The sequence below is a fragment of the Pseudomonas sp. JH-2 genome (genome assembly GCF_036231725.1).
Classification (GTDB): Bacteria; Pseudomonadota; Gammaproteobacteria; order Pseudomonadales; family Pseudomonadaceae; genus Pseudomonas; species Pseudomonas delhiensis.
Genome location: NZ_JAZAQP010000003.1, coordinates 174,066 through 199,211, shown reverse-complemented (window position 1 = coordinate 199,211; position 25,146 = coordinate 174,066). Strand labels below are relative to the sequence as shown.

Below are 25,146 nucleotides of genomic sequence, written 5' to 3'. Positions count from 1 at the left end.
TCGCGAGCAAGCTCGCTCCTACGAAAAGCGGTGGCGCGTCAGGGGTCGAGCGCCCCGGAGCTCCAGGTGCTCGACGGCGCCGACCCGGTAAACTTCGCCGCTATCGCCCCGCGCGGGATCAGCCGGTCGCGATAGCGGGTGACGAACAACCCAGTCTGCGGCGCCCGCAGCACCACTTCGCTCTCCGCGTCCCCCGGCCTTGCGATGATGCGGGCGAAGCGTTCGCCCGCCTGCACCACCTCGCCCAGCTCGCGCTCGAACACCAGCACCCCGGCCACCGGGGCGAACACCGTTTCCATGAAGCCCATGGGCACTGCAACGCCCTTCCAGGCCGGCAACGCCACCGCGTCGTCGATCACCCCGCGCCCACAGAGGAAGGCCCACAGCCCATCGGCATCCTGCTGCGCCAGCGCATCGCTGACGTCGCCCTGGCCGCGCAGTTCCACCGTGGCCACCAGGCGCCCGTCGAGGCGGCCCTCGGCCAGCCAGGGTTCGATCACCACTTCCTCGAAGGCGCCGTCGCTGTCGCCTTCCCAGATGATCGCCAGCTCGGCGCGCAGCGCCGCGGCCAGGTCCCGTGCCGCCGGCCACAGGCGCTCGTGGACGTAGAGGTACTGCAGCGCCTCGTCGTCGGTGTGCAGGTCCAGCACCATGTCCGCCGGCGCCGCCAGGGCGGCCAGCTGGCGTTGCCAGTCGGTGAGGTTGTCCACAGTGCCCGTGGCCTTCGCCGAGGCCGGGAAGCCGCGGTTGAAGTTGCGCGCCGTCGCTTCGTGATGGCGGCCGAGGATGCGCCCCTGGCGGAACTGGCCGCTGCCGAAGGGGTTGGCCTGGGGCACCAGGGTCACGCTGCCGTTGAGCCGGCCCTGCTCCACCGCCTGGCGCAGCCGCGGCAGCAGCTGGTGCAGCACCAGCATGCCGGCGATCTCGTCGGCGTGCACCCCGGCCTGCAGGTGCACCCGCGGCCCCGGCCGGCCGCCGTCGATGCGCCAGGCCGGTACCGGCAGCGGCGCGCCGGAATCCCCCGTCACCCGCAGCGATACGTCTTCGATCATGCTTGCCTCCTCCCTCGTCGCGGGGCGTGGCAAACTTGCCCGGCGCCCCCTAGTATCGATTCCACCCACCGCGCCCCGGCGCCCCGCACAAGGAACTCCCCCGCGTGGACAGCCCCCGCCAGAAAGCCCGCCGCGCCACGCCCGAGGAACGCCGCGACGACCTGGTGCGCGCCTGCCTCAAGTGCCTGGTCGCCGATGGCCACGCCGGCATCTCGGTGCGGCGCATCGCCAGGGAGGCGGGGGTGGCCGTCGGCCTGGTCAACCACCACTTCGGCAGCATCGAGGCGCTGGTGGCCCAGGCCTACGAGACCCTCGCCGCCGAGGTCACCCAGTCGCTGCGCGAGAGCGTCGCCGCTGCCGGCATCGACCCCGCCGCGCGCCTGGACGCCTTCCTGGTCGGCTCCTTCTCGCCCGGCGTGCTCGACCCCGACCTGCTCAGCCCCTGGGTGGTGTTCTGGAGCCTCATCCGCCACTCCACGCCGGTCAACGACGCCCACGAGCGCGGCTACCGCGCCTACCTGCAACTGCTGGAGACCCTCATCACGGACCTGGCGCGCAGCGAGGGCTTCGCCATCGCCAACCCGCGCCTGGCCTCCATCGGCCTGTCGGCCATGCTCGACGGCCTGTGGCTGGAGTGGTGCCTGAACCCCACCACCTTCAGCGCCGAGGACGGCCTGCAGCTCAGCCGCCACTGGGTCGAGGGCCTGCGCCGCGGCGCCTACGCCTAGGCCTTCGCCTTGCGCCGCCAGAACAGGAAGCCGGCGCGCGAGCGCGGCGCGGTGGACTCGCGGCGCACCGGGGTGGCCCCCTCCAGCAGGTTGAACAGGCCCTCGATGATGAACGTCAGGCACACGTAGATGGCCGCCACCAGCAGCAGCGGCTGGTACACCTGGAAGGTCTGCGCGCGCACCACGTTGGCCGCGCCGAGCAGGTCGACCACGGCGATGGTCGAGGCCAGCGCGGTGGACTTCAGCAGCAGCACCGTCTCCCCGGCCAGGGTCGGCAGCAGCAGGCGGATGGCCCGCGGCAGCCACACGCGGTAGAGCACCAGGCGGCGGTGCATGCCGAAGGCCGCGGCGGCTTCCAGCTCGCCGCGCGGCACGGCCCTGAGGCCACCGCGCACCACCTCGCCGACGTAGGCCCCCACCGACAGCACCAGCGCCAGCACGATGTACCAGTAGCCGTCGCGCAGGTAGGGCCAGAGGAAGCTGCTGCGGATCGGCGGGTAGGTGGCGAACAGGCTGCCCAGGCCGTAGTAGCAGGTGTAGATCTGCACCAGCAGCGGCGTGCCGCGGATGACGCTGGTGAAGGCCAGGCTGGCCTTGGCCACGAACAGGTTGCGCGACATCCGCGCCAGCGCCACCAGCAGCGCCAGGGCGAAGCCGAGCACGGCGCTGACCAGCAGCAGCGACAGGGTGGTGCCCAGGCCGCGCAGCAGCAGGCTGCCATAGGTGAATATCCAGTGATCGCTCATCGCGCGCCCCTCACACCGCCGGTATCCAGCGGCGGAAGCGCCGCTCGAGCCAGCCGGAGAACAGGTTGGAGAGCACCGTGAGCAGGTAGTACAGCGCCGCCGCGGTGAGGTAGAAGGTCAGGTAGCTGCGCGTCGAGCCGGCCGCCTGCTTGGCGGTGTAGAGCAGCTCGTTGGTGCCCACCACGCTGATCAGCGCGCTGTCCTTGATCAGATTGACCCACAGGTTGGCCATGCCGGCCAGGGCGTTGGGCGCCATGATCGGCAGGGTGACCCGGCGGAACAGGCCGAAGCCGTGCATGCCGTAGGCCCGCGCCGCCTCGATCTGGCCGTAGGGGATGGCCTGGATGGCGCCGCGGAAGATTTCCGAGGCGTAGGCCCCCTGCACCAGGCCGAGCACGGCGATGGCGACCACGGTGCCATTGAGCTTGACGTCACCGTAGCCGAGCCAGGCGAACAGCTGGTTCAGGCCCATGGAGCCGACGTAGTACAGCAGCAGGATCAGCAGCAGCTCCGGCACCGCCCGGCACAGGGTGGTGTAGCCGCGGGCGGTGGCGGCCAGCGGGCGCGGGCCGCTGAGCTTGGCGCTGGCGGCACCCAGGCCGATGAGCATGCCGACCAGGAAGGCGCCGAAGGAAATCTGCAGGGTGACCAGCAGCCCGCGCAGCAGCGCCGGCCCCCAGCCCTGGGCGCCGAAGCCGACGAGGTCGAGATAGGATTGCATGGCGATGTCCTCGAAGCGCGGCGCCGCCTGGCGGGCGGCGCCGGTTCATCACGGCTGCTTGGGCGCGACGCTCAGGCCGAAGTACTTGTCCGACAGCGCCTTGTAGTCGTCGCTGGCCAGCAGCTTGCCGATGGCCTCGTCCAGCTTCGCCTTCAGCGCCGTGTCGTCCTTGCGCAGGCCGGCGCCCACGCCGCGGCCGAACAGTGGGTCGTGGGGCACCTCGCCCTTGCTGACGATGCCCGCCGCCTGGGCATCGGGCGACTTGAGGAAGGTGTTCACGGCGATGCCGTCGGCCATCATCAGGTCGATGCGCCCGGCCACCAGGTCGGCGTTCACCGAGTCCTGGGTGTCGTAGTAGCGCACGTCGGCGATCTTCTCGTAGTACTTCTTCAGGTAGTTGGAGCTGACGGTGGAGATCTGCACGCCGATCACCTTGCCCTTCAGCCCCTCGGGGCTGACGACTATGTCGCTGGCGGCCGGCGCGGCCACCGCCACCGGGGTGTCGTAGTAGGGCACGCTGAAGGCGATCTGCTTCTCGCGCTCTTCGGTGATGGACAGGGAGTTGAAGATCACGTCGACCTTCTTCGCCAGCAGCGCCGGGATGATGCCGTCCCAGGCCACTTCGTCGATCTCGCACTGCGCCTGCATCTGCGCGCAGACCTTGTGGATCAGGTCCGGCTCGAAGCCGCTCCAGCTGCCGTCCGGCTGCTTCACCGAGAACGGCGGGTAGGGCTCCGCCGCCAGGGCGAAGCGCAATGTCTCCGCCTGCGCGCTGGCCATGCCCGCCGCCAGCAATGCCGCACCCGCCAACCAACCGCAAAGACCCTGTCTGTTCATGATGCCCCTTCCGCTTTCTTGTGGTTTGTCGTGCTAGAAGCTTGTCAGGTGGCCGCGCCGCGGCCGGTTCAGCGATTCTGGTGCGCGTTGACGAACTGCCGGCAGCGCTCGCTGCGCGGCCGCGCGAAGACCTCCTCGGGGGAGCCCTCCTCCTCGATCAGGCCCTGGTGGAGGAAGGCCACGTGGCTGGAGACGTCACGGGCGAAGGCCATCTCGTGGGTCACCAGGATCATGGTGCGGCCCTCCTCGGCCAGCGAGCGGATCACCCGCAGCACCTCGCCGACCAGCTCCGGGTCCAGCGCCGAGGTCGGCTCGTCGAACAGCATCACCTTCGGCCGCACCGCCAGGGCGCGGGCGATGGCCACGCGCTGCTGCTGGCCGCCGGAGAGGAAGGCCGGGTATTCGTTGCGCTTCTCCGCCAGGCCCACCCGCGCCAGCAGCGCCTCGGCGCGTTCGCGGGCCTCGGCCTTGTTCTCGTGGAGGACGAAGGTCGGCGCCTCCATCAGGTTTTCCAGCACCGTGCGGTGCGGCCACAGGTTGAAGTTCTGGAACACCATGCCCAGCCGCGAGCGGATCCGCGTCAGCTGCTTCTGGTCGGCCACCCGCGGCTCGCAGTGGCGGTCCTGGTCGAGGCGGATGGTCTCGCCATCGACGCTGACGCTGCCGGCGTTGGGCACCTCCAGCATGTTGATGCAGCGCAGCAGGGTGCTCTTGCCCGAGCCGCTGGCGCCGATCAGCGACACCACGCCGCCCTCGCGGGCCGACAGCGACACGCCCTTGAGCACCTCGAACTGGCCGAAGCGCTTGTGCAGGTCGCGGACTTCGATCACCGGCTTGCCGGCGGGCTGTGCCGGTACGCTCTGTGTAGGAGCGCGCCCTGCGCGCGATTCGCGGGCAGGGCCCGCTCCTACAGGTTCAGGCAAGCCCTCGACGAAGCCGAGAATCCGTTCGCAGGCCTCGGCCAGGGTCTCGTCGGCCTGGGTGAAGGACAGCCGCACGAATCCGTCGGCCTGGGGGCCGAAGGCGGCGGCGTCGAGCACCGACACGCCGCGGGCGCGGAACAGCTGCCAGGCGAAGTCCAGGGAGCTCAGGCCGGTGCCGCGCACGTCGACCATCACGAACATCCCGGCCTCGGGGCTCAGCACCTGCAACCGCGGGCTGCGCGCCAGGCGCTGCACGACCAGGTCGCGGCGGCGGCGGTAGACCTCGCGCATGCCGGCGGCCACCTGGTCGTGCTGCCGCACCGCTGCCAGCGCGGCCTCCTGCACGAAGCCGGGCAGACCGTAGAGCATGTTCAGCGCCAGGTTCTCGATGTGCGTCACCAGCGTCGGCTCGGCGACTATCCAGCCGGCGCGCCAGCCGGTCATGGCGTGGGACTTGGACAGGCTGCCCAGGCTCAGGGTGCGCGCGGCCATGCCCGGCAGCGCGGCGAAGCTCTGGTGCGGCTGCTCGAAGGTCAGCGCCTCGTACACCTCGTCCACCACCACCCAGAGGTCGTGGCGCTCGGCGACGGCGGCGATGGCGCGCAGCTCGTCGGGGCGCATGACCACGCCGGTGGGGTTGTTCGGGTTGGCGAAGAAGATCGCCCGGGTGCGCGGGGTGATGGCCGCCTCCAGGGCCGCGGCGTCGAGGCGGAAGCCGTTGCCGGCGGGGGTCGGCACCGCCACCAGCTTCGCGCCGGTGGCCTTGAGGGTGGCTTCGTAGGTGACGTAGACCGGGTCGAAGACGATGACTTCGTCACCGGCCTCCAGCAGGCACAGGGCGGCGGCGAACAGGGCGTTCTGTGCGCCGGCGAGGACGATGACGTTGTCCGCGCCCAGCGGCAGGTCGAAGCGTCGCCGGTACAGGTCTGCGATGGCCTGGCGCAGTTCCGGGCGCCCGGCCACGTCGCTGTAGTGGGTATCGCCGGCCTGCAGCGCGGCCACCGCGGCGTCGGTGATGAAGGCCGGCGTGGCGAAGTCCGGATCGCCGACGCTGAGGACGATCGCATCCTCCCCGGCGCGTTGCGCCGCCACGGCGGCGTAGTGGATATCCCAGGCGGCTGCGCCCGGCCCGACCATCCTGTCCACAAGCGACGAATAACGCATGCACGGACCTCACCCGAATGACGGAGAACCCGCGGCTGGAATGCTGCCGGGCCGCGGGGCGTGGCATCACCATAACCACGAATGAACGAGTGTTCAACAGTGTTTTCCGGCCATTTCGAGCGATCGTTCAATTTGCCCCGGAATAGAGCGGCCGCGCCCTGCAGGCCCCGTTCCGGCGCCTGGCGCGGCAGGCACCGACGAGCCTGGAGGCGCGCCCGAAGCGGCCCGCGCGGTCCCGTTCACCCTGCCCCGCGAGGGTGCGGGTGGCGCCGCGACATTTTTCGAACATGCCCATAACGGGTTCTTAACGATTGCTCGGCGAGCATGACCCCAGACAATCGCCACCACCCCGTGAAGTGCATGGACAACCCCTTCCTCCCCTTCTCCCGGCCCAGCATCGGCGCCGAGGAAATCCAGGCCGTCAATGAAGTGCTCGGCTCCGGCTGGATCACCACCGGCCCGAAAAACCAGCTGCTGGAGCAGCGCTTCGCCGACTACGTCGGCTGCCGGCACGCCGTGGCCGTGGCCTCGGCCACCGGCGCCATGCACATCGCCCTGCTGGCCCTGGGCATCGGCCCGGGCGACGAGGTGATCACCCCGTCGCAGACCTGGGTGTCCACCGCCAACATGATCTGCCTGCTGGGCGCCACCCCGGTGTTCGTCGACGTCGACCGCGACACCCTGATGACCGACGCCGCGCGCATCGAGGCGGCCATCACCCCGCGCACGAAAGCGATAGTCCCGGTGCACTATGCCGGCGCCGCCTTCGACCTGGACCCGCTCTACGCGCTGGCCGAAAAACACGGCATCGCGGTGATCGAGGACGCCGCCCACGCCGCCGGCACCCGCTACCGCGGCCGCCACGTCGGCGCGCGCGGCACGGCGATCTTCTCCTTCCACGCGATCAAGAACATGACCTGCGCCGAAGGCGGGATGTTCGTCAGCGACGACGAGGCCCTGGCCAACCGCGTGCGCACCCTGAAGTTCCACGGCCTGGGCGTGGACGCCTACGACCGCCTGAGCCACGGCCGCAAGCCCCAGGCGCAGGTGACCGAGCCGGGCTTCAAGTACAACCTCACCGACATCAACGCCGCCATCGCGCTGGTGCAGTTGCAGCGCCTGGACGCCCTCAACGCGCGCCGCGCCGAACTGGCCGAGCAGTACCGGGAGCGCCTGGCGCACCTGCCGGTGCAGCCGCTGGCCGTGCCCGGCTACCCGCAGCGGCACGCCTGGCACCTGTTCATCCTGCGCATCGACGAGCAGGCCTGCGGCATCGATCGCGACGCCTTCATGCAGGCCCTGCAGCAGCGCGGCATCGGCAGCGGCATCCACTTCATCGGCACCCACCTGCACAGCTGGTACCGCCAGCGCTTCCCCGGCCTCAGCCTGCCCGCCACCGAATGGAACTCGGCGCGCCTGTGTTCCATCCCGCTGTTCCCCGACATGACCGAGGCCGACCTGGCGCGCGTGGTCGGGGCCTGCGAAACCCTCCTGCGGTGAACCCCGTGAAACCCTACGCCATCGACTGCGTCTCCGTGGTCATCCCGGTCTACAACGAAGAAGCCAGCCTGCCCGAGCTGTTGCGCCGCAGCGAGGCGGCCTGCCGCCAGCTCGGCCGCGCCTACGAGCTGGTGCTGGTCGACGACGGCAGCCGCGACCGTTCCGCCGAGCTCATCCTGGAAGCCGCCGAGGCCCCCGGCAGCCACGTGCTGGCGGTCATCCTCAACCGCAACTACGGCCAGCACGCGGCGATCATGGCCGGCTTCGAGCAGTGCCGCGGCGACCTGGTGATCACCCTCGACGCCGACCTGCAGAACCCGCCGGAGGAAATCCCGCGCCTGGTCGAGCAGGCCGCGCTGGGCTACGACGTGGTCGGCACGGTGCGCGGCAACCGCCGGGACTCGGCCCTGCGCCGCTGGCCGTCGCGGCTGATCAACCTGGCCGTGCAGCGCTCCACCGGCGTGGCCATGAGCGACTACGGCTGCATGCTGCGCGCCTACCGCCGCGGCATCGTCAAGGCCATGCTGGCCTGCCGCGAGCGCAGCACCTTCATCCCGATCCTGGCCAACGGCTTCGCCCGCCACACCAGCGAGATCGTCGTCGGCCACGCCGAGCGCGAGCACGGCGAGTCGAAGTACGACTTCCTGCGCCTGATCAACCTGATGTTCGACCTGGTCACCTGCATGACCACCAGCCCGCTGCGCCTGCTCAGCCTGGTCGGCGGCGGCATGGCCGTGGCCGGCGTGGCCTTCGGCGTCCTGCTGCTGGTGCTGCGCCTGCTGTTCGGCGCGGCCTGGGCCGGCGACGGCCTGTTCGTGCTGTTCGCCATCCTGTTCATCTTCACCGGCGCGCAACTGGTGGGCATGGGCCTGCTCGGCGAGTACCTGGGCCGCATGTACAACGACGTGCGCGCCCGCCCGCGCTTCTTCATCGAGCGCGTGGCGCGCGGTGCCGCCCTGCCCACCGCCGGCACCGCGTCGATCTCCCCTTCCCCTGTCGTCGAGTCCCTCGCCCAATGAGCGCCAAGACCCTCGTATTCGCCTACCACGACATCGGCTGCGCCGGCATCGAAGCCCTGCTGGCCGCCGGCTACCAGATCGACGCGGTCTTCACCCATGCCGACGACCCGCGGGAGAACCGCTTCTTCGGCTCGGTGGCGCAGCTGTGCGCACAGCGCGGCATCCCGGTGCACGCCCCGGAGGACGTCAACCACCCGCTATGGGTCGCGCGCATCCGCGAGCTGCAACCGCAATACATCTTCTCGTTCTACTACCGCCACCTGCTCGGCGACGAACTGCTGGCCTGCGCCAGCCGTGGCGCCTTCAACCTGCACGGCTCGCTGCTGCCGCGCTACCGTGGCCGCGCCCCGGCCAACTGGGTGCTGGTCAATGGCGAGAGCGAGACCGGCGTGACCCTGCACCGCATGGTCAAGCGCGCCGACGCTGGCGCCATCGTCGCCCAGCAGCGCGTCGCCATCGACGAGGACGACACCGCCCTGAGCCTGCACGGAAAATTGCGCGAGTGCGCCGCCGAGCTGCTCGGCCGGGTGTTGCCGGCGCTGCGCGAAGGCGACTTCGTCGAACGCGAGCAGGACGAGAACCAGGCCAGCTACTTCGGCCGCCGCACACCTGCCGACGGCCTGCTCGACTGGCGCCGCCCGGCCCGCGAGCTGCACAACCTGGTGCGCGCGGTGACCCAGCCCTACCCCGGCGCCTTCGCCCCGGTGGGCGAGCGCAAGCTGATCGTCTGGCAGTCGAAGGTGGTGCCCGGCAACCAGGGCCGCCCGGCCGGCGCCGTGCTGGGCGTGGAGCCGCTGCGCATCGCCTGCGGCGAAGACAGCCTGGAGATAGTCGCCGGCCAGCAGGGCGACGCCGGCCTCTACCTCGCCGGCCCGCAACTGGCCCGCGAGATGGGCCTGGTGGCGGGTTCGCGGCTGCATGCATTGGCCAAGCCCAGGCGCAAGACGCGGGTGCTGATACTCGGCGTCAACGGCTTCATCGGCAACCACCTCTCCGAGCGCCTGCTGCGCGACGGCGGCTACGAGGTCTACGGCCTGGACATCGGCTCCGACGCCATCGAGCGGCTGAAGAGCAACCCGGACTTCCACTTCGTCGAGGGCGACATCGGCATCCACAGCGAGTGGATCGAGTACCACATCAAGAAGTGCGATGTGGTGCTGCCGCTGGTGGCCATCGCCACCCCCATCGAATACACCCGCAACCCGCTGCGGGTGTTCGAGCTGGACTTCGAGGAGAACCTCAAGCTGGTCCGCTACTGCGTGAAGTACGGCAAGCGGGTGATCTTCCCGTCCACCTCCGAGGTGTACGGCATGTGCAGCGACGCCAGCTTCGACGAGGACAGCTCGAACCTGGTGGTGGGCCCGATCAACAAGCAGCGCTGGATCTACTCGGTGTCCAAGCAACTGCTCGACCGGGTGATCTGGGCCTACGGCCAGAAGGGCCTGCGCTTCACCCTGTTCCGCCCGTTCAACTGGATGGGCCCGCGCCTGGACCGCCTGGACTCGGCGCGCATCGGCAGCTCGCGGGCCATCACCCAGCTGATCCTGCACCTGGTGGAAGGCACGCCGATCCGCCTGGTCGACGGCGGCGCGCAGAAGCGCTGCTTCACCGACGTGGACGACGGCATCGAGGCCCTGGCGCGCATCGTCGACAACGCAGGCGGACGCTGCGACGGGCAGATCGTCAACATCGGCAACCCGGACAACGAGGCGAGCATCCGCGAGCTGGGCGAGGAACTGCTGCGCCAGTTCGAGGCCCACCCGCTGCGCGCGCACTTCCCGCCCTTCGCCGGCTTCCGCGAGGTGGAAAGCCGCAGCTTCTACGGCGACGGCTACCAGGACGTGGCGCACCGCAAGCCGAGCATCGACAACGCCCGCCGCCTGCTGGACTGGGAGCCGAGCGTGCCCCTGCGCGAGACCATCGCCAAGACCCTCGACTTCTTCCTGTGCGAGGCCATCGCCGAACAGCGGCAGGCCGGCAAGCCGAGGCTCGCCAGCTGATGCAGGCCGGTCTGCGCATCGACGTCGACACCTACCGCGGCACCCGCGACGGCGTGCCGCGGCTGCTCGACATGCTCGACGAGGCCGGGATCAGGGCGACCTTCTTCTTCAGCGTCGGCCCGGACAACATGGGCCGCCACCTGTGGCGCCTGGCGCGGCCGCGCTTCCTGGGCAAGATGCTGCGCTCGAAGGCCGCCAGCCTGTATGGCTGGGACATCCTCCTGGCCGGCACCGCCTGGCCCGGCCGGCCCATCGGCCGCGACCTCGGCCCGCTGATGCGGCGCACCCAGGCGGCCGGCCACGAGGTTGGCCTGCACGCCTGGGACCACCACGGCTGGCAGGCCAACGCCGGGCGCTGGAGCGCCGAGCAGTTGCACCGGCAGATCGCCCTGGGCGTGGACAGCCTGAGCGACATCCTCGGCCGCCGCGTGGACTGCTCGGCGGTGGCCGGCTGGCGCGCCGACGAGCGCACCGTGCAGGCCAAGGAGGCCTTCGGCTTCCGCTACAACAGCGACTGCCGCGGCAGCGCGCCGTTCCGCCCGCGCCTGGCCGACGGCCGCCCGGGCACCCCGCAGGTGCCGGTGGACCTGCCGACCTTCGACGAGGTGGTGGGCACGGCGGTCCTCGCCGGCGCCTTCAACGACTTCATCATGACCCGGTTCCGCCCGCAGGCGCTGAACGTCTACACCGTGCACGCCGAGGTGGAAGGCATCGTCATGGCCGATGCCTTCCGCCAGTTGCTGGGCCATGCTCGCGAGGGCGGCATCCACTTCCACCCCCTCGGCCAGTTGCTGCCGGCCGACCCGGCGACATTGCCGCTGGGCGAACTGCGCCGCGGCAGCCTGGCGGGCCGCGAAGGCTGGCTGGGCGTGCAGCGATGAGCCGGCGCTACGGGCTGCTGGCCGCGGCCGTCCTGCTGTTGTTCTTCCTGGTGCCGCTGGGCCTGCACGGCCTGTGGATACCCGACGAGGCGCGCTACGCCCAGGCCGCCCAGGAAATGCTGCAGCGCGGCGACTGGGTGGCGCCGCACTTCCTCGGCCTGCGCTACTTCGAGAAGCCCATCGCCGGCTACTGGCTGGTGGCCCTGGGCCAGGCGCTGTTCGGCGAGAACCTGTTCGGCGTGCGCGTCGCCTCGGTGCTGGTCAGCGCCTGCAGCACCCTGCTGGTCTGGCTGCTGGCCCGGCGGCTGTGGCCGCAGCCGGGCCGGGCGTGGACCGCCGCGCTGCTCTACGCCAGCTTCGCGCTGATCGCCGGCCAGGCCGGCTACGCCAACCTCGACCCGCAGTTCACCCTGTGGGTGAACCTGAGCCTGTTCGCCCTGTGGTTCGCCTTCGAGGCCGCCGCCCCCCGCGCCCGCCTGGGCGCCTGGGCGCTGCTGGGCGCGGCCTGCGCCATGGGCTTCATGACCAAGGGCTTCCTCGCCGGCCTGCTGCCGGTGCTGGTGGCCCTGCCCTATGCGCTGTGGCGCCGGCGCCTGCGCGAGCTGTTCCTGCTCGGCCCGCTGGCGGTGCTGGTGGCGCTGCTGGCCAGCCTGCCCTGGGTGCTGGCGGTGCACCTGCGCGAAGCGGACTTCTGGCATTTCTTCTTCTGGCACGAGCACATCCAGCGCTTCGCCGGCAGCGACGCCCAGCATGCGCGGCCGTTCTGGTTCTTCGTGCCGCTGCTGTTCGCCTGCGCGGCGCCCTGGACGCTGCTCGTCCCCGCCGCCTTCCAGCGCGGCTGGCAGGCGCGCCGCGAGCCCCATGCGGCATTCCTGCTGCTGTGGTTCCTGATGCCCTTCCTGTTCTTCAGCCTGGCCAAGGGCAAGCTGCCGACCTACATCATGCCCTGCTTCGCGCCGCTGGCCCTGCTGATGGCCGATGCCCTGGCCAGCGCCCTGGAGCGCGGACGCCTAGGGGCGCTGCGCCTGAACGGCGCGCTGAACCTGCTGCTGGGCCTGCTCGGCCTGGCCGCGCTGGTGTTCCTGCAGGCGAAGAAAGCGCTGTACCACCAGCAACTGCCGAGCCTGCTGCTGGTCGGCCTGGTCTGCGCCCTCTGGGCCCTGTGCGGCGCCCTGCAGTGGCTGCGCCCGCAGCAGCTGTGGGCTGCCCCGGCGCTGGCTGCCTGGCTGCTGGTGGCCGCGGCGCCGGCGGCGCTGCCCGAGCGCATGGTCAACAGCAAGATGCCCGACCAGTTCATCGCCCAGTACCTGGACGAGCTGGGCACGGCCACCACCCTGCTGAGCAACGACCTGGGCGCCGCCTCGGCGCTGGCCTGGCGCACCGGGCGCAGCGAGGTGTTCCTGCTCAACACCGAGGGCGAGCTGAAATACGGCCTCGGCTACCCCGACGCCAGTGGCCGGCGCATCGGCCTCGAACAGTTCCCCGCCTGGCTCGCCGCGGCGCGCCGCCAGGGCCCGGTGGGGGTGATCCTGCGCGTCAACAGCCCCGGCGACGAGGCCGAGCTGGCGCTGATGCCGCGGGACGCCACCAGCTACCGGGAGAACCATCTGGTCTTCCTGCTGATCCCGCAGGCCGCGCCATGACCGCCGCGCTGCTCGCCGCCGTGTGCCTGCTCACCTGCCTCGGCCAGGTCGCCCAGAAGCTCGCCGTGGAGGGCTGGCGCGAACGCAGCCTCAGCCTTACGGGCAAGCTGCTGTCGCCCTGGCTGCTGCTGGCCATGGCCTGCCTGGGCGCGGCCCTGCTGCTCTGGCTGCTGGTGCTGCAGCGCCTGCCGGTGGGCCTGGCCTACCCGATGCTGAGCCTGAACTTCGTGCTGGTCACCCTGGCCGCGCGCCTGCTGTTCGGCGAGCACGTCGATGCGCGCCACTGGCTGGGCACCGCCCTGATCGTCGGCGGCGTGGCGCTGCTGGGGCTGCAGGCATGAGCCGGGTCCGCGGCTTCGCCCTGGCCCTGGGCAGCGTGGCCCTGGTCAGCGCTGCCCAGCTGGGCATGCGCTGGGCCATGGCGCGGCTGCCCGCCCCCGCGCAATGGCTGGAAGCGCCGGGCAGCCACCCCCTGCCGCTGCTGGGCGTGCTCGCCGCCGCCGTGCTGGCCTACGCCCTGTCGCTGCTGTGCTGGCTGGGCGCCCTGCGCCACCTGCCCCTGGGCCGCGCCTATTCGCTGCTGAGCATCAGCTACGCCCTGGTCTACCTGGGCGCGGCCGCGCTGCCCGGCTTCGGCGAGCCACCGAGCGCCCGCGGCGCCCTGGGCGTGGCCCTGGTGATCGCCGGCGTGCTGGCCATCAACGCGCCGCGCGGCAAGAGAACCGTAACGAAGCAGCGGCATGCTGGCTCCAGCGCCGGGCCGGCGCCCTCGAACCACCTGTAACCACTAGGGACACCACCATGAAAATCAGTGTATTCGGGATCGGCTACGTCGGCCTGGTGCAGGCCGCGGTCATGGCCGAAGTGGGCCACGACGTGGTCTGCATGGACATCGACCAGGCCAAGGTCGCCAAGCTGCAGCGCGGCCAGGTGAGCATCTACGAACCCGGCCTGGCCGAGCTGGTGAAGGAGAACCTGGAGGCCGGCCGCCTGCGCTTCACCAGCGAAGTGGAAGTCGCTGCGGCCCACGGCCTGGTGCAGTTCATCGCCGTGGGCACGCCGCCGCGCGCCGACGGCTCGGCCGACCTGGCCGCGGTGTTCGCGGTGGCCGAGGGCATCGCCCTGCACCGCAAGGCGCCGGTGGTGATCGTCGAGAAATCCACGGTGCCGGTGGGCACCGGCGACCTGGTCAAGGCGCACGTCCACAAGGTGTTGAGCCAGCATGGCCGCAGCCTGGACTTCGATATCGTGTCCAACCCGGAATTCCTCAAGGAAGGCTCGGCCCTGGCCGACTGCCGCCGCCCGGACCGCATCGTCATCGGCTGCGAGCGAGCCGAGGTGCTGGACGTGATGCGCGAGATCTACGAGCCCTTCAACCGCAACCACGAGCGCATCCTGTGCATGAACCTGCGCAGCGCGGAGCTGACCAAGTACGCCGCCAACTGCATGCTCGCCACCAAGATCAGCTTCATCAACCAGATCGCCGAGCTGGCCGAGCACCTGGGCGCCGACATCGAGGCGGTGCGCCAAGGCATGGGCGCCGACCCGCGCATCGGCTACCACTTCATCTACCCCGGCTGCGGCTACGGCGGCTCCTGCTTCCCCAAGGACGTCCAGGCCCTGATCCACAGCGCGGACGACGCGCACTGCTCCAGCGACCTGCTGCGCGCGGTGGAGGCCATCAACCAGCGCCAGAAGCACAAGCTGTTCGAACGCATCGACGCCTACTTCGGCGGCAACCTCAAGGGCCGCACCTTCGCCCTCTGGGGTTTGTCGTTCAAACCCAACACCGACGACATGCGCGACGCCCCCAGCCGCGCGCTGATGGAAGCGCTGTGGGCGGCCGGGGCCAAGGTCCGCGCCTTCGACCCCGAGGCCATGCCCGAGGCCCAGCGCCTGTACGGCCACGACGAGCGCCTGACGCTGATGGGCACCCCCGAGGCGGCCCTGGGCGGCGCCGATGCACTGGTGGTCTGCACCGAGTGGCAGCAGTTCAAGGCGCCGGACTTCGAACTGCTGGCCAGCCGACTGAAGGCGCCGGTGATCTTCGACGGGCGCAACCTCTACGATCCGGAGCGGATGGCGCGCTATGGCTTCGAGTACTTCGCCATGGGCCGCGGCGACTCGCACCGCCTGCCGGTGCCGGCGCAGGAGCAGCCGTTGCGGCGCAGTGCCTGAGAGCGGCTCTTCGTAGGAGCGAGCTTGCTCGCGAACCGTGTTTCCCGGGGGCTGTGGTGTAGCAGGTTGACTCCGCCCCCTCTCCCCAGCCCTCTCCCTGAAGGGAGAGGGGGCTTGTCCGTGCCGAGATGAGCATGGTTTTAGCCGGAAACTGCAGAGCTGCCGGCTGACTCTGAAATATCCGAGCACTCCGAACGGTCCCCTCTCCCTTCAGGGAGAGGGTTAGGGAGAGGGCGCTCTTGGAACTGGCACCGGTGCATTGCCCAACGGAATCACTCAGCAGCCCGCTCCGGCACCCCCACCATCCCCTGCACCTCATCCCGCTTGAGCAGCGCATACAGCCCCCCCGTCACCACGCTCCCCGCGACGATCGCCAGCAGGTACATCAGCGCGTGGTTCATCGCATTGGGAATCAGCAACACGAACAGCCCGCCATGGGGCGCCAGCAGCTTGCAGCCGAAGTACATCGACAGCGCCCCGGTCAGCGCGCCGCCCACCACGCTGGCCGGCAGCACCCGCAGCGGGTCCCTGGCGGCGAAGGGAATGGCGCCTTCGGAGATGAAGCACAGGCCCAGCACCAGCGCCGCCTTGCCGGCCTCGCGCTCGCTCCGGGCGAACTTGCGCCGGGCCAGGAGGGTGGCCAGGCCCATGCCGATCGGCGGGACCATGCCGGCGGCCATGGTCGCCGCCATCGGGGCGTAGCTCTGCGAGGCCAGCAGGCCCACGGAGAAGGCGTAGGCGGCCTTGTTGATCGGCCCGCCGAGGTCCACGCACATCATGCCGCCGAGCAGCAGGCCGAGGAGGATGGCGTTGGCCGTGCCCATGCCGGCGAGGAAGTCGGTCAGCGCGCCCATCAGCCCGGCCACCGGCTTGCCCACCACGTAGATCATCACCAGCCCGGTGAACAGGCTGCACAGCAGCGGGATCAGCAGGATCGGCTTGAGCGCCTCCAGGCTCTGCGGCAGCTTCAGCCACTGGCTGACCGCCCGCGCCGAATAGCCGGCCAGCAGGCCGGCGACTATGCCGCCGAGGAAGCCCGCGCCCAGGCTGCTGGCCAGCAGGCCGCCGATCATCCCCGGCGCCAGGCCCGGGCGGTCGGCGATGGACCAGGCGATGTAGCCGGCGAGCATCGGCACCATCAGCTTGAAGGCGCTCTCGCCGCCGATCTGCATCAGCGCCGCGGCCAGGGTGCCCGGCTGCTTGAACGCCTCGATGCCGAACACGAAGGACAGCGCGATCAGCAGGCCGCCGGCCACCACCATCGGCAGCATGAAGGACACGCCAGTCAGCAGGTGCTTGTACAGCCCGCGCGCCTCGCCCTTGGCCGGCTTCGACGCGGCGGCGGCGACAGTGCTTTCCGCAGTGCCTTCCTGCAAGGCCTTCTTCAGGGTCGCTTCGGGCTGCTTCAGGGCCACGCCGGTGCCGCAGCGGAAGATGCGCTTGCCGACGAAGCGCTCGGCGTTCACCTCGATGTCGGCGGCCAGCAGCACCACGTCGGCGGCGGCTATGTCCTCGGCCGACAGCGGGTTGCGCGCGCCCACCGAGCCCTGGGTTTCCACCCGCAACTGCCAGCCCAGGCGTTCGGCGGCCTGCTGCAACGCCTCGGCGGCCATGAAGGTGTGCGCCACGCCGGTGGGGCAGGCGGTCACCGCCACCACCCGCACCGCCCTGGCCTCGGCTTGCGGTTCGGCGGTGCCTTGCCAGGGCAGGGCCTCGGCCGCGGCGCGCTGGAGGAAGGCCGCCGGTTCCGCCAGGGCTTCGGCCGGGCGGGCCTGGACCAGGCGCTTGCCGGCGAAGCGGGAAAGCTCCAGCGGCTGGCTGCTGACCACCAGCACCAGGTCGGCGGCGGCGATCTGCTCGGCGCTCAGGCGCGCCTCGGGGCGCTGCGGTTGGTTGCTCTCGACGCACACCGACCAGCCCAGGCGCTCGGCGGCGGCGCGCAGCAGGCGCGCGCTGAGCAGGCTGGTGACCTGGCCGTTGGGGCAGGCAGTGATCAGGGCAAGATTCATCGTGGTACCTCTTGTCATGGCGCCGCCCGACGCAGCCGGGCGGGCGAATCAATCCAGCGCGCGCACCGCCACCTGCGCCTGCAGGCGGGCCAGGCGCTCGCGGTCGGCGATGCCGAAGTCGAACTGGGTCACCGCCAGGGCGGCCACCGCGGTGGCCTGGCGCAGCACCTGTTCGGCGGGCCGGCCGGCGAGCAGACCGTCGACCATCGCCGCCAGCAGCGAATCGCCGGCGCCCACGGTACTGGCCACCTCGACCTTCGGCGGCGTCGCCTGCCACAGCCCCTCCGGGCCGTACCAGCGCACGCCCTCGGCGCCCTCGGAAAGCACCAGGTGCTCGATGCCGCCGGCGCGCAGGGCGCGGGCCTGGGCATCGAGACCGCCCTCGCCCGCCGGGCCACAGGCCTCGGCCAGCTCCTCGGCGTTCGGCTTGACCAGCCAGGGCCCGGCCGCCAGCCCCTGGCGCAGGGCCTCGCCGCTGCTGTCCAGGGCCACCCGCAGGCCCAGGTGCTTCAGGCGCAGCAGCAGCTCGCGCAGCCACTGCGGCTCCACGCCGCGCGGCAGGCTGCCGGCCACCACCACCAGGTCCTGGCCGACGGTCAGTTCGTCCAGGCCGTCGAGCAGGCGCTGCCGGGCAGCAGCGTCCACTTCCAGGCCCGGGCCGTTGAGGTCGGTGATGCGCCCGCCGCGCTCGGCCAGCTTGATGTTGCTGCGCGTCTCGCCCGGCACGCGGACGAAGGCGTCGCGGAAGCCGCGGCGGCGGAACAGCGCCTCGAAGGCTTCGGCATTGTCGGCGCCGAGGAAGCCGCCCACGCTCAGTTCGTGGCCGAGGTCGGCGAGCACCTGTGCCACGTTCAGGCCCTTGCCGGCGGCCTGGGCCAGCACCGCCTCGCTGCGGTTCACCGCGCCCAGTTCCAGGCTGCGCAGGCGCACGGTGAGGTCCAGCGCCGGGTTCAGGGTAAGGCTGAGGATACGGGCCATCAGCGTGCCTCCCCCAGCGCCCGCGCCACCAGGGCGCGGACCTCCGCCGCCGAGGCCAGGCCGAGGGCGGCGCTGGCCAGTTCGCGGGCCCGGCCCATGTCCAGCTCGCGCACGCCCTGCTTCACCAGCGGGATGCTGCGCGCGGACACGCTCAGCTCGTCCACCGCCAGCCCCAGCAGGACCGGCAGCGCCTGGGCGTCGGCGGCCAGCTCGCCGCACACGCCCACCCACTTGCCGTGGGCATGGGCGGCGCGCACGGTCATGTCGATAAGTTGCAGCACCGCCGGGTGCAGGCCGTCGGCCTGGGCGGACAGCGTCGGGTGGCCGCGGTCGATGGCCAGGGCATACTGCGTCAGGTCGTTGGTGCCGACGCTGAAGAAGTCCACCTCGCGCGCCAGCACCGGCGCCAGCAGCGCCGCCGAGGGCACCTCGACCATGATGCCCAGCTGCAGGTCGGCGCAGTCGTACTCCTCGCGCAGGGCCAGCGCCAGGTCGCGCGCCTGGCGCCACTCCTCGACCTGGCCGACCATCGGGAACATGATCCGCAGCGGCCGGCCGGCGGCGGCCTGCAGCAGGGCGCGCAGCTGCGTCTCGAAGATCTGCGGGCGCTGCAGCGTCAGGCGGATGCCGCGCACGCCCAGGTAGGGGTTGGCCTCGGCCGCGATCGGCCAGTACGGCAGCGGCTTGTCGCCGCCCACGTCGAGGGTGCGGACCACCAGCGGGCGGCCGCCGAGGGCATCGAGCACGCGGCGGTACTCGGCTTCCTGGGCCGCCAGGTCCGGCGCGCGCGGGCTGTCGAGGAAGACGAATTCGCTGCGCAGCAGGCCCACGCCTTCGGCGCCCAGTTCCACCGCCTGGGCGGCGCCGGCGCTGTCGCCGAGGTTGGCGCAGACTTCCACCCCATGGCCGTCGCGGGTGCGTGCCGGCTCGTGGCGGCGCGCCTCGGCCAGGGCCTGGTGGCGCAGGCGCTCCTCGCGCTGGCGCAGGGCCTGTTCGAGCACTTCGTCCGCGGGCGCCACCACGAAGCGGCCGCGTTCGCCGTCGAGCAGCAGCGGCGTGCCCGGCGGCAGCGCCAGCAGCCCTTCGCCGGCGCCGACCAGGGCGGGAATGCCCAGGGCGCGGGCGATGATGGCGCTGTGGGAAGTGGCGCCGCCGCGTACGGTGAGGATGCCGGCCACGCGTTCGGGGTCCAGCCGTGCCACGTCGGAGGGGCCGACCTCGTCCATGACCAGGATGTACGGTTGCGCCGGCTCCGCGAGCAGGCTCACCCCGCACAGGCGCGCCAGCACCCGGCGGCCGAGGTCGCGCAGGTCCGCCGCGCGCTCGGCGAGCAGGGCGTCGCCCAGGGCCTCCTGCTGGCTGGCGGCCTGTTCGATCACCGCGTGCCAGGCCGCTTCGGCGCTGGCGCCGTCGGCCAGTCGCACGGCCACCTCGGCGCCCAGTTCGGGGTCGTCGAGCAGGGCCTGGTGGGTGACGAAGATGTCGCGTACCGCTTTGCTCCGGCTGCTCTCCACCAGGGCCTCGATCTCCGTGGCGACGGCGGCCTTGGCCTCGGCCAGGCGCTGCGCCTCGATCTCGGGGGATTCGCCGCGGGCCGGGTAGCGGAAGGTCGGCTCCACCTGCAGGTGCGCCGGGCCGCTGGCGATGCCCGGCGCGGCGGCGATGGCGGCCAGCCATTCGCCCCGGGCCGGCTCGGGCTGCGGGGCTTCCGGCACGGCGGGCGCCTCGGGCTCCACGGGCGCCTCCGCCAGCGGCAGGACCTCCTCGCCCAGACCCTGCTCCACTGCCTCGCGCAGGGCCGGCAGGGCCGCCTCGGCGATCGCGGGTTCGGCGAAGAACTCCAGCACCTGGCCGCGCCGCGCGCCCAGGCTGAGCAGCTTGCTCAGGCTGCGGATGGACACGGGCGCGGCATCGCTGTCGGCGATGCGCACGCGGATCTCGCCATCGAAGTCGCGGGCCATCTGCATCAGCACCTGCGAGGGCCGCGCGTGCAGGCCGTGGGGGTTGGCCAGGGGCACGCGCAGGCTCGGCCAGTCCACCGACAGTTCGCCGCCCAGGGCCTCCAGCACCGCGCGCACCGAGGCGGCCCGCGCCAGCTCGCTGCCGCGGCCGTCCACCAGCAGGTCGCACAGGCGCTCCAGCGCAGCGCGTGCGGCGTCGCCGCGCTCGGCCAGGCAGAACAGCCCGCGCAGGGGCAGGCCGGCATGCTGCAGCTCGCGCTGCGGGGTGACGAAGGCCAGGCCGGGGCGGTTGACCTTTTCCCCGCCGCCCAGCCACCACAGGCCTTCGCCCAGCGGCAGCGCCTCGCCCTGCTGCAGCGCGGCGAGGAAGCCGCTTTCCACGCAGCCGGCGGCCTTCAGCCGGCGCGCGGCGAGCAGCAGCAGTTCGTCGAAGTCCTCGGCGCCCTGCCCCAGGGCCACCAGTTGCGCGTCCAGCGCCAGGGGCTGCGGCGCGCCACGCAACGCCTTCAGCAACTGCTCGGCGTCCTGCGCCTGGCGCAGCACCGCGCCGGTGTCGCCCTCGCCCAGGGCGCGGGTCAGCAGTTGCAGCAGGTTCAGGTGCTCGTCCGAGCGCGCGGCGATGCCGATGGCCAGGTAGACGATCTGCCCGCCGCCCCAGTCCACGCCTTCGGGGAAGTGCAGCAGGCGCACGCCGGTGCGGCGCACCAAGTCGCGGGTCTGCGGGGTGCCATGGGGGATGGCGATGCCCTGGCCGAGGTAGGTGGAGCCCTGGGCCTCGCGATCCTCGAGCCCGGCGAGGTAGCCCGGTTCGACCAGGCCGTCGGCCTCCAGGGCCTGGCAGAGCAGTTCAAGGGCGGCCGGCTTGCCCGCGGCCCGCTGTTGCATGCGGACCTGCTGCGCGGTCAGTTCGAGCACATCGTTCTCCTCACCGGCCCGCCCGGGAGGAAGGCCGGGCTGCCGGAACGGGGCGGTTATCCGCTTGTTGGGGTGAACAGCGAGGCTGTCCCTGGTGACCAGCATAGGTGGCCGCAGGCAGGGGGACAGTTTTTGCTGAATCGTTTCACCTATTGAGACTGGCACGTTACCCGATAATGCGTGATCCTTGGAAGCCTCCAGTTGTCAGTCAGCAGTGCCGGGGTATGCGTTGAAACTCAGTGATATCGCCCGTCTGGCCGGGGTCTCGGTGACCACGGCCAGCTACGTCATCAACGGCAAGGCCGTGCAGCGGCGCATCAGCGCGGCCACCGTGGAACGCGTGCGCGCGGTGATCGAGGCCCACGGCTACCACCCCGACCAGCAGGCCGCCAGCCTGCGCCGCGGGCAGACGCGCACCCTCGGCTTCATCCTCCCGGACCTGGAGAACCCCAGCTACGCCCGCATCGCCAAGCTGCTCGAACAGGGCGCCCGCGCCCGCGGCTACCAGTTGCTGATCGCCTGCTCCGACGACGAGCCGGAGAGCGAACGCCAGGTCCTGAACCTGTTCCGCGCGCGGCGCTGCGACGCCCTGGTGGTAGCCAGCTGCCTGCCGGCCGACGACGACAGCCACCAACTGCTGCTGGACAAGGGCGTGCCGGTGATCGCCATCGACCGCCAGCTCGACCCGCAGCGCTTCTGCTCGGTGGTCAGCGACGACCGCGACGCCGCCCAGCACCTCACCGCCACCCTGCTGGCGCCCGCCCCGCGGCACGTCGCCCTGATCGGGGCGCGGCCGGAGCTGATCATCAGCCAGGAGCGCAGCGCCGGTTTCGAACAGGCCCTGCGGGGCTTTCGCGGCGAGCGCTTCATCGAACAGGGCGCCAGCTTCAGCCGCGAGTGCGGCCGCCAGTTGATGGAGGGCCTGCTGCAGCGCCTGGGCTACCTGCCGGACGCATTGATCACCACCTCCTACGTGTTGCTGGAGGGCGTCTTCGATGTGTTCCAGGCGCTGCCCGGCGGCTGGCCGCGCGACCTGCGCCTGGGCACCTTCGGCGACACCCAGTTGCTCGACTTCGTGCCGCTGAAGGTCAACGCCATCTCCCAGCAGCACGCGCTGATCGCCGCCCGCGCCCTGGAACTGGCCCTGGAGGCCGTGGAGCAGGAGCACTACCGGCCCGGCGTGCACCCCATCCCGCGCACCCTCAAGCTGCGCGCCGGGTGACCGCCATGCGCCTGGTCGACACCCACAACCACATCGACTTCCCGGACTTCGACGCCGACCGCCCGGCGCTGCTGCAACGCTGCGCCGAACTGGGCGTGGAGCGCCAGGTGCTGCTGGGGGTGTTCCGCGAGAACTGGGAGCGGGTGCTGCAACTGGCCGAGCGGAACGACGCGCTCTACGCCGCCCTGGGCCTGCACCCGATCTACCTGGCGCAGCACCGCCCCGAACACCTGCGCGACCTGCGCGAGCACCTGCAGCGCCTGGCCGGCCACCCGAAGCTGTGCGCGGTGGGCGAGATCGGCCTGGACTACTACCTCGAAGACCTGGACCGCGAGGCGCAGCAAGCGCTGTTCGAAGAACAGCTGCGCATCGCCATCGACTGCGAACTGCCGGTGCTGCTCCACGTGCGCCGCGCCCACGCCGCGATGATCGCCACCCTCAAGCGCTTCCGCCCGCCGCGCCGCGGCATTGTCCACGCCTTCGCCGGCAGCCGCGAGGAAGCCCGCGAATACATCAGGCTGGGTTTCCGCCTGGGCCTGGGCGGCGCGCCCACCTGGCCGCAGGCCAACCGCCTGCGCAAGACGGTGGCGGAGCTGCCGCTGGATTCGATCGTGCTGGAAACCGACGCCCCGGACATGGCCCCGGCGATGTTCCCGGGCCAGCGCAACAGCCCGGCGCACCTGCCGGCGATCTGCGAGGCGCTGGCGGAGTTGCGGGGGGTGAGCGCGGAGGAACTGGCGGAGGCTAGTACGCGGAATGCCAGGGAGGTGTTTGGCTGGACGTAGGGCGTACAACCGTTCGCGGTTGTACGCCGTTACACCGAGGCCCTAGCCAACGCCCAGGTCAACCCCGGAGCCGCCGGGAATCAAGGCCAGACGGCGGATAACGCCGTAGGCGTTATGCGCCCTACACCAGACCCACCCATAACGTAGGGCGCATAACCGTTCGCGGTTATCCGCCGATACACCGGAGCCACAGCCAGCGCCAAGGTCAACCCCGGAGCCGCCGAGGGGCGAGGCCAAACGGCGGATAACGCCGTAGGCGTTATGCGCCCTACGCTCCCGGCAACATCCTTTTCACCGACAACCCGGCACCCGCGAGATGGGGAAGCGTCCTTGCGCTCGCGCGGGGGCCGGGCTGCTGGCGAAAACCCCTTAGACCCTGAAGGCGCCGATCAGCCGCTTCAGCTCCACCACCTGCCCGGACAGCTCGCGGCTGGCGCGCTCGGTCTCGTTGGCGCCCAGGGCGGTGCGTTCGCCGGCCTGGTTGATCTGCACGATGTTCTGGTCGATGTCGTGGGCCACCGTGGTCTGCTGCTCGGCGGCGGCGGCGATCTGCTGGTTCTGGTCGACGATCATGCCGACCGCGCCGAGGATGTTGTCCAGCGCCTGCTGCACCTGCGCCGACTGGCTCACGGTGCCGTCGGCGGTCTGGTGGCTGCTGCCCATGGCCTTGACCGCCGCGCCCACGCCGTTCTGCAGGCGCGCGATCATCTGCTCGATCTCCTCGGTGGACTGCTGGGTGCGCTTGGCCAGAGTGCGCACCTCGTCGGCCACCACCGCGAAGCCCCTGCCCTGCTCGCCGGCCCGCGCCGCCTCGATGGCGGCGTTGAGCGCCAGCAGGTTGGTCTGCTCGGCGATGCCCTTGATCACGTCCAGCACGCGGCTGATGGAGGCGCTATCGGCGGCCAGCTGGTTGATCACTTCCACCGACTGGTCGATCTCCGCGGCCAGGCGCTGGATGCTGCCGACCTGGGACTCCACCAGGTCGCGGCCGCTGACGGTCTCCTGGTTCACGCTCTGCGCGCTGCCCACGGCCGCGGCGGCGCTACGCGCCACTTCCTGGGCCGTGGCGGCCATCTGGTTCATCGCCGTGGCCACCTGCTCGATCTGGTCGCGCTGGCCGGCCACCGCCTGGTTGCTCTGCGCCGAGACCACTTCCACGCGGCCGGTCTGCCGTTCCACTTCGGCCACGGTGCGGCCGACCTGCTCGATCAGGTCGTGCACCCGGCGCACCGTCTCGTTGAAGGCCTGGCCCAGCTCGCCCAGTTCGTCGCGGCTCTGCGCCTGGTAGTTGACCGTCATGTCGCCGGCGGCGACGCGCTCCATCATCGCGCCCAGGCTCTTGAGCGTGGAGCGGGTGGAGACGTAGAAGCCGCCATAGAGGTAGACGATGGCGAGGAACACCACCAGCAGCGCCACCACCAGCAGGACCATCTGCGCCTGCTTGCCGGTCAGGCGCTGCTGCAGTTGGCCGTCGAGGTAGCCGAGCACCTTGTCGTCGAGCTGGTAGGTCTTGTCCATGCCCTGGCTGAACTGCTCATAGAACTGCGCCCAGGGCGTGTCGAGGGCGTCGGCCATCACCACCTTGTCCTCGACCAGCTTGCCCAGGCTCTTGAGCGTCTCGCGGCTGGCCGCGGCGTCGCCGGCCAGCGCCTGCTGCGCCGCGCCGCTGGCGCCCAGCACTTCCTGCAGCTTCAGGGCATATTCGGCGTGGAGCTTCTCCAGGTCCTGCAGCAGGTCGTCGAGCTTGCTGCTGGTGGAGGAGTTGAGGAACCCCTGGCCCAGCGCCGCGGTGCCCAGCACGCGGCCGCGGCTGATGGTCTCGGTGACCGCCGGGGTGACGCTGCTGATCAGCTCGGCCATCTGCCGCACTTCGGCGCTGTCGTC

Annotated in this window: 20 protein-coding genes; 11 read left to right on the top strand and 9 right to left on the bottom strand. The window is 71.2% G+C overall.

The genetic code is table 11. The features are described from left to right. Positions 1 to 38: 38 nt before the first annotated feature. Entirely contained in the window at positions 39 to 1,052 is a 1,014-nt protein-coding gene (locus tag VV867_RS03765) for a succinylglutamate desuccinylase/aspartoacylase domain-containing protein (protein WP_328565657.1), read from the bottom strand. Between the two features lie 104 nt (positions 1,053 to 1,156). Between VV867_RS03765 and VV867_RS03760 the strand changes: the two genes are divergently transcribed. Continuing rightward, positions 1,157 to 1,780 carry a TetR/AcrR family transcriptional regulator gene (locus VV867_RS03760; RefSeq protein WP_328565656.1) on the top strand — a complete coding sequence of 208 codons (624 nt, stop codon included), beginning with the start codon at positions 1,157 to 1,159 and terminating at the stop codon, positions 1,778 to 1,780. Here VV867_RS03760 and VV867_RS03755 read toward each other — a convergent pair. The 4 genes from VV867_RS03755 to VV867_RS03740 all read right to left on the bottom strand — a co-directional run bounded on the left by VV867_RS03755 (position 1,777) and on the right by VV867_RS03740 (position 6,171). After that, positions 1,777 to 2,526: an ABC transporter permease subunit gene (locus VV867_RS03755; protein ID WP_109934208.1), complete on the bottom strand. Its 750-nt coding sequence runs from the start codon at positions 2,524 to 2,526 to the stop codon at positions 1,777 to 1,779. The two genes, VV867_RS03760 and VV867_RS03755, sit on opposite strands and share 4 nt — an antisense overlap. A gap of 10 nt (positions 2,527 to 2,536) precedes the next feature. After that, positions 2,537 to 3,247, bottom strand: coding sequence for an ABC transporter permease (locus VV867_RS03750; protein ID WP_109934209.1), 711 nt, complete (start codon positions 3,245 to 3,247; stop codon positions 2,537 to 2,539). A 48-nt stretch (positions 3,248 to 3,295) separates the two neighbouring features. Then, a complete protein-coding gene (locus VV867_RS03745) occupies positions 3,296 to 4,084 on the bottom strand; it encodes a transporter substrate-binding domain-containing protein (RefSeq protein ID WP_328565655.1) in 789 nt (262 codons plus the stop codon). A gap of 68 nt (positions 4,085 to 4,152) precedes the next feature. After that, positions 4,153 to 6,171, bottom strand: coding sequence for an aminotransferase class I/II-fold pyridoxal phosphate-dependent enzyme (locus VV867_RS03740; protein WP_328565654.1), 2,019 nt, complete (start codon positions 6,169 to 6,171; stop codon positions 4,153 to 4,155). A 360-nt stretch (positions 6,172 to 6,531) separates the two neighbouring features. Between VV867_RS03740 and arnB the strand changes: the two genes are divergently transcribed. Genes arnB through VV867_RS03700 form a run of 8 tightly spaced genes read left to right on the top strand, consistent with a single transcriptional unit; the run spans position 6,532 to position 15,392 of the window. Beyond that, on the top strand, positions 6,532 to 7,671 hold the full coding sequence (gene arnB, locus VV867_RS03735) for a UDP-4-amino-4-deoxy-L-arabinose aminotransferase (RefSeq protein WP_089390547.1): 1,140 nt from the start codon (positions 6,532 to 6,534) through the stop codon (positions 7,669 to 7,671). A gap of 5 nt (positions 7,672 to 7,676) precedes the next feature. Further along, positions 7,677 to 8,690, top strand: a complete 1,014-nt coding sequence (gene arnC / locus VV867_RS03730) for an undecaprenyl-phosphate 4-deoxy-4-formamido-L-arabinose transferase (RefSeq protein WP_328565653.1) — start codon at positions 7,677 to 7,679, stop codon at positions 8,688 to 8,690. Then, positions 8,687 to 10,690 carry a bifunctional UDP-4-amino-4-deoxy-L-arabinose formyltransferase/UDP-glucuronic acid oxidase ArnA gene (gene arnA / locus VV867_RS03725; RefSeq protein WP_328565652.1) on the top strand — a complete coding sequence of 668 codons (2,004 nt, stop codon included), beginning with the start codon at positions 8,687 to 8,689 and terminating at the stop codon, positions 10,688 to 10,690. Before arnC ends, arnA begins: the two co-directional genes overlap by 4 nt. Further along, on the top strand, positions 10,690 to 11,571 hold the full coding sequence (gene arnD / locus VV867_RS03720; protein ID WP_109934214.1) for a 4-deoxy-4-formamido-L-arabinose-phosphoundecaprenol deformylase: 882 nt from the start codon (positions 10,690 to 10,692) through the stop codon (positions 11,569 to 11,571). Before arnA ends, arnD begins: the two co-directional genes overlap by 1 nt. Further along, positions 11,568 to 13,214: a lipid IV(A) 4-amino-4-deoxy-L-arabinosyltransferase gene (gene arnT, locus VV867_RS03715; RefSeq protein ID WP_328565651.1), complete on the top strand. Its 1,647-nt coding sequence runs from the start codon at positions 11,568 to 11,570 to the stop codon at positions 13,212 to 13,214. Before arnD ends, arnT begins: the two co-directional genes overlap by 4 nt. Beyond that, a complete protein-coding gene (arnE, locus tag VV867_RS03710) occupies positions 13,211 to 13,555 on the top strand; it encodes a 4-amino-4-deoxy-L-arabinose-phosphoundecaprenol flippase subunit ArnE (protein WP_328565650.1) in 345 nt (114 codons plus the stop codon). Before arnT ends, arnE begins: the two co-directional genes overlap by 4 nt. Further along, positions 13,552 to 13,998, top strand: a complete 447-nt coding sequence (gene arnF / locus VV867_RS03705; protein WP_328565649.1) for a 4-amino-4-deoxy-L-arabinose-phosphoundecaprenol flippase subunit ArnF — start codon at positions 13,552 to 13,554, stop codon at positions 13,996 to 13,998. Before arnE ends, arnF begins: the two co-directional genes overlap by 4 nt. A 17-nt stretch (positions 13,999 to 14,015) precedes the next feature. Beyond that, positions 14,016 to 15,392 carry a UDP-glucose dehydrogenase family protein gene (locus VV867_RS03700; protein WP_109934218.1) on the top strand — a complete coding sequence of 459 codons (1,377 nt, stop codon included), beginning with the start codon at positions 14,016 to 14,018 and terminating at the stop codon, positions 15,390 to 15,392. A gap of 272 nt (positions 15,393 to 15,664) precedes the next feature. Here VV867_RS03700 and VV867_RS03695 read toward each other — a convergent pair whose 3' ends face one another. From VV867_RS03695 to ptsP, 3 genes are read right to left on the bottom strand one after another with little or no spacing between them, the layout of a single operon-like run. Then, on the bottom strand, positions 15,665 to 17,401 hold the full coding sequence (locus tag VV867_RS03695; protein ID WP_328565648.1) for a PTS fructose-like transporter subunit IIB: 1,737 nt from the start codon (positions 17,399 to 17,401) through the stop codon (positions 15,665 to 15,667). A gap of 48 nt (positions 17,402 to 17,449) precedes the next feature. Then, positions 17,450 to 18,379 carry a 1-phosphofructokinase gene (gene pfkB, locus VV867_RS03690; protein ID WP_328565647.1) on the bottom strand — a complete coding sequence of 310 codons (930 nt, stop codon included), beginning with the start codon at positions 18,377 to 18,379 and terminating at the stop codon, positions 17,450 to 17,452. Further along, complete coding sequence (gene ptsP, locus VV867_RS03685; protein WP_328565646.1) at positions 18,379 to 21,255, bottom strand: phosphoenolpyruvate--protein phosphotransferase; 2,877 nt, start codon at positions 21,253 to 21,255, stop codon at positions 18,379 to 18,381. The genes pfkB and ptsP overlap by 1 nt, the downstream gene beginning before the upstream one ends. 229 nt (positions 21,256 to 21,484) lie before the next feature. Between ptsP and cra the strand changes: the two genes are divergently transcribed. Beyond that, positions 21,485 to 22,477, top strand: a complete 993-nt coding sequence (cra, locus tag VV867_RS03680; RefSeq protein WP_328565645.1) for a catabolite repressor/activator — start codon at positions 21,485 to 21,487, stop codon at positions 22,475 to 22,477. A gap of 5 nt (positions 22,478 to 22,482) precedes the next feature. Continuing rightward, positions 22,483 to 23,262, top strand: coding sequence for a TatD family hydrolase (locus VV867_RS03675; protein WP_328565644.1), 780 nt, complete (start codon positions 22,483 to 22,485; stop codon positions 23,260 to 23,262). A gap of 369 nt (positions 23,263 to 23,631) precedes the next feature. Here the strand turns inward: VV867_RS03675 and VV867_RS31125 are convergent, their stop codons facing one another. Next, positions 23,632 to 24,336, bottom strand: a complete 705-nt coding sequence (locus VV867_RS31125; protein ID WP_425262419.1) for a methyl-accepting chemotaxis protein — start codon at positions 24,334 to 24,336, stop codon at positions 23,632 to 23,634. Positions 24,337 to 25,146 lie beyond the last annotated feature (810 nt).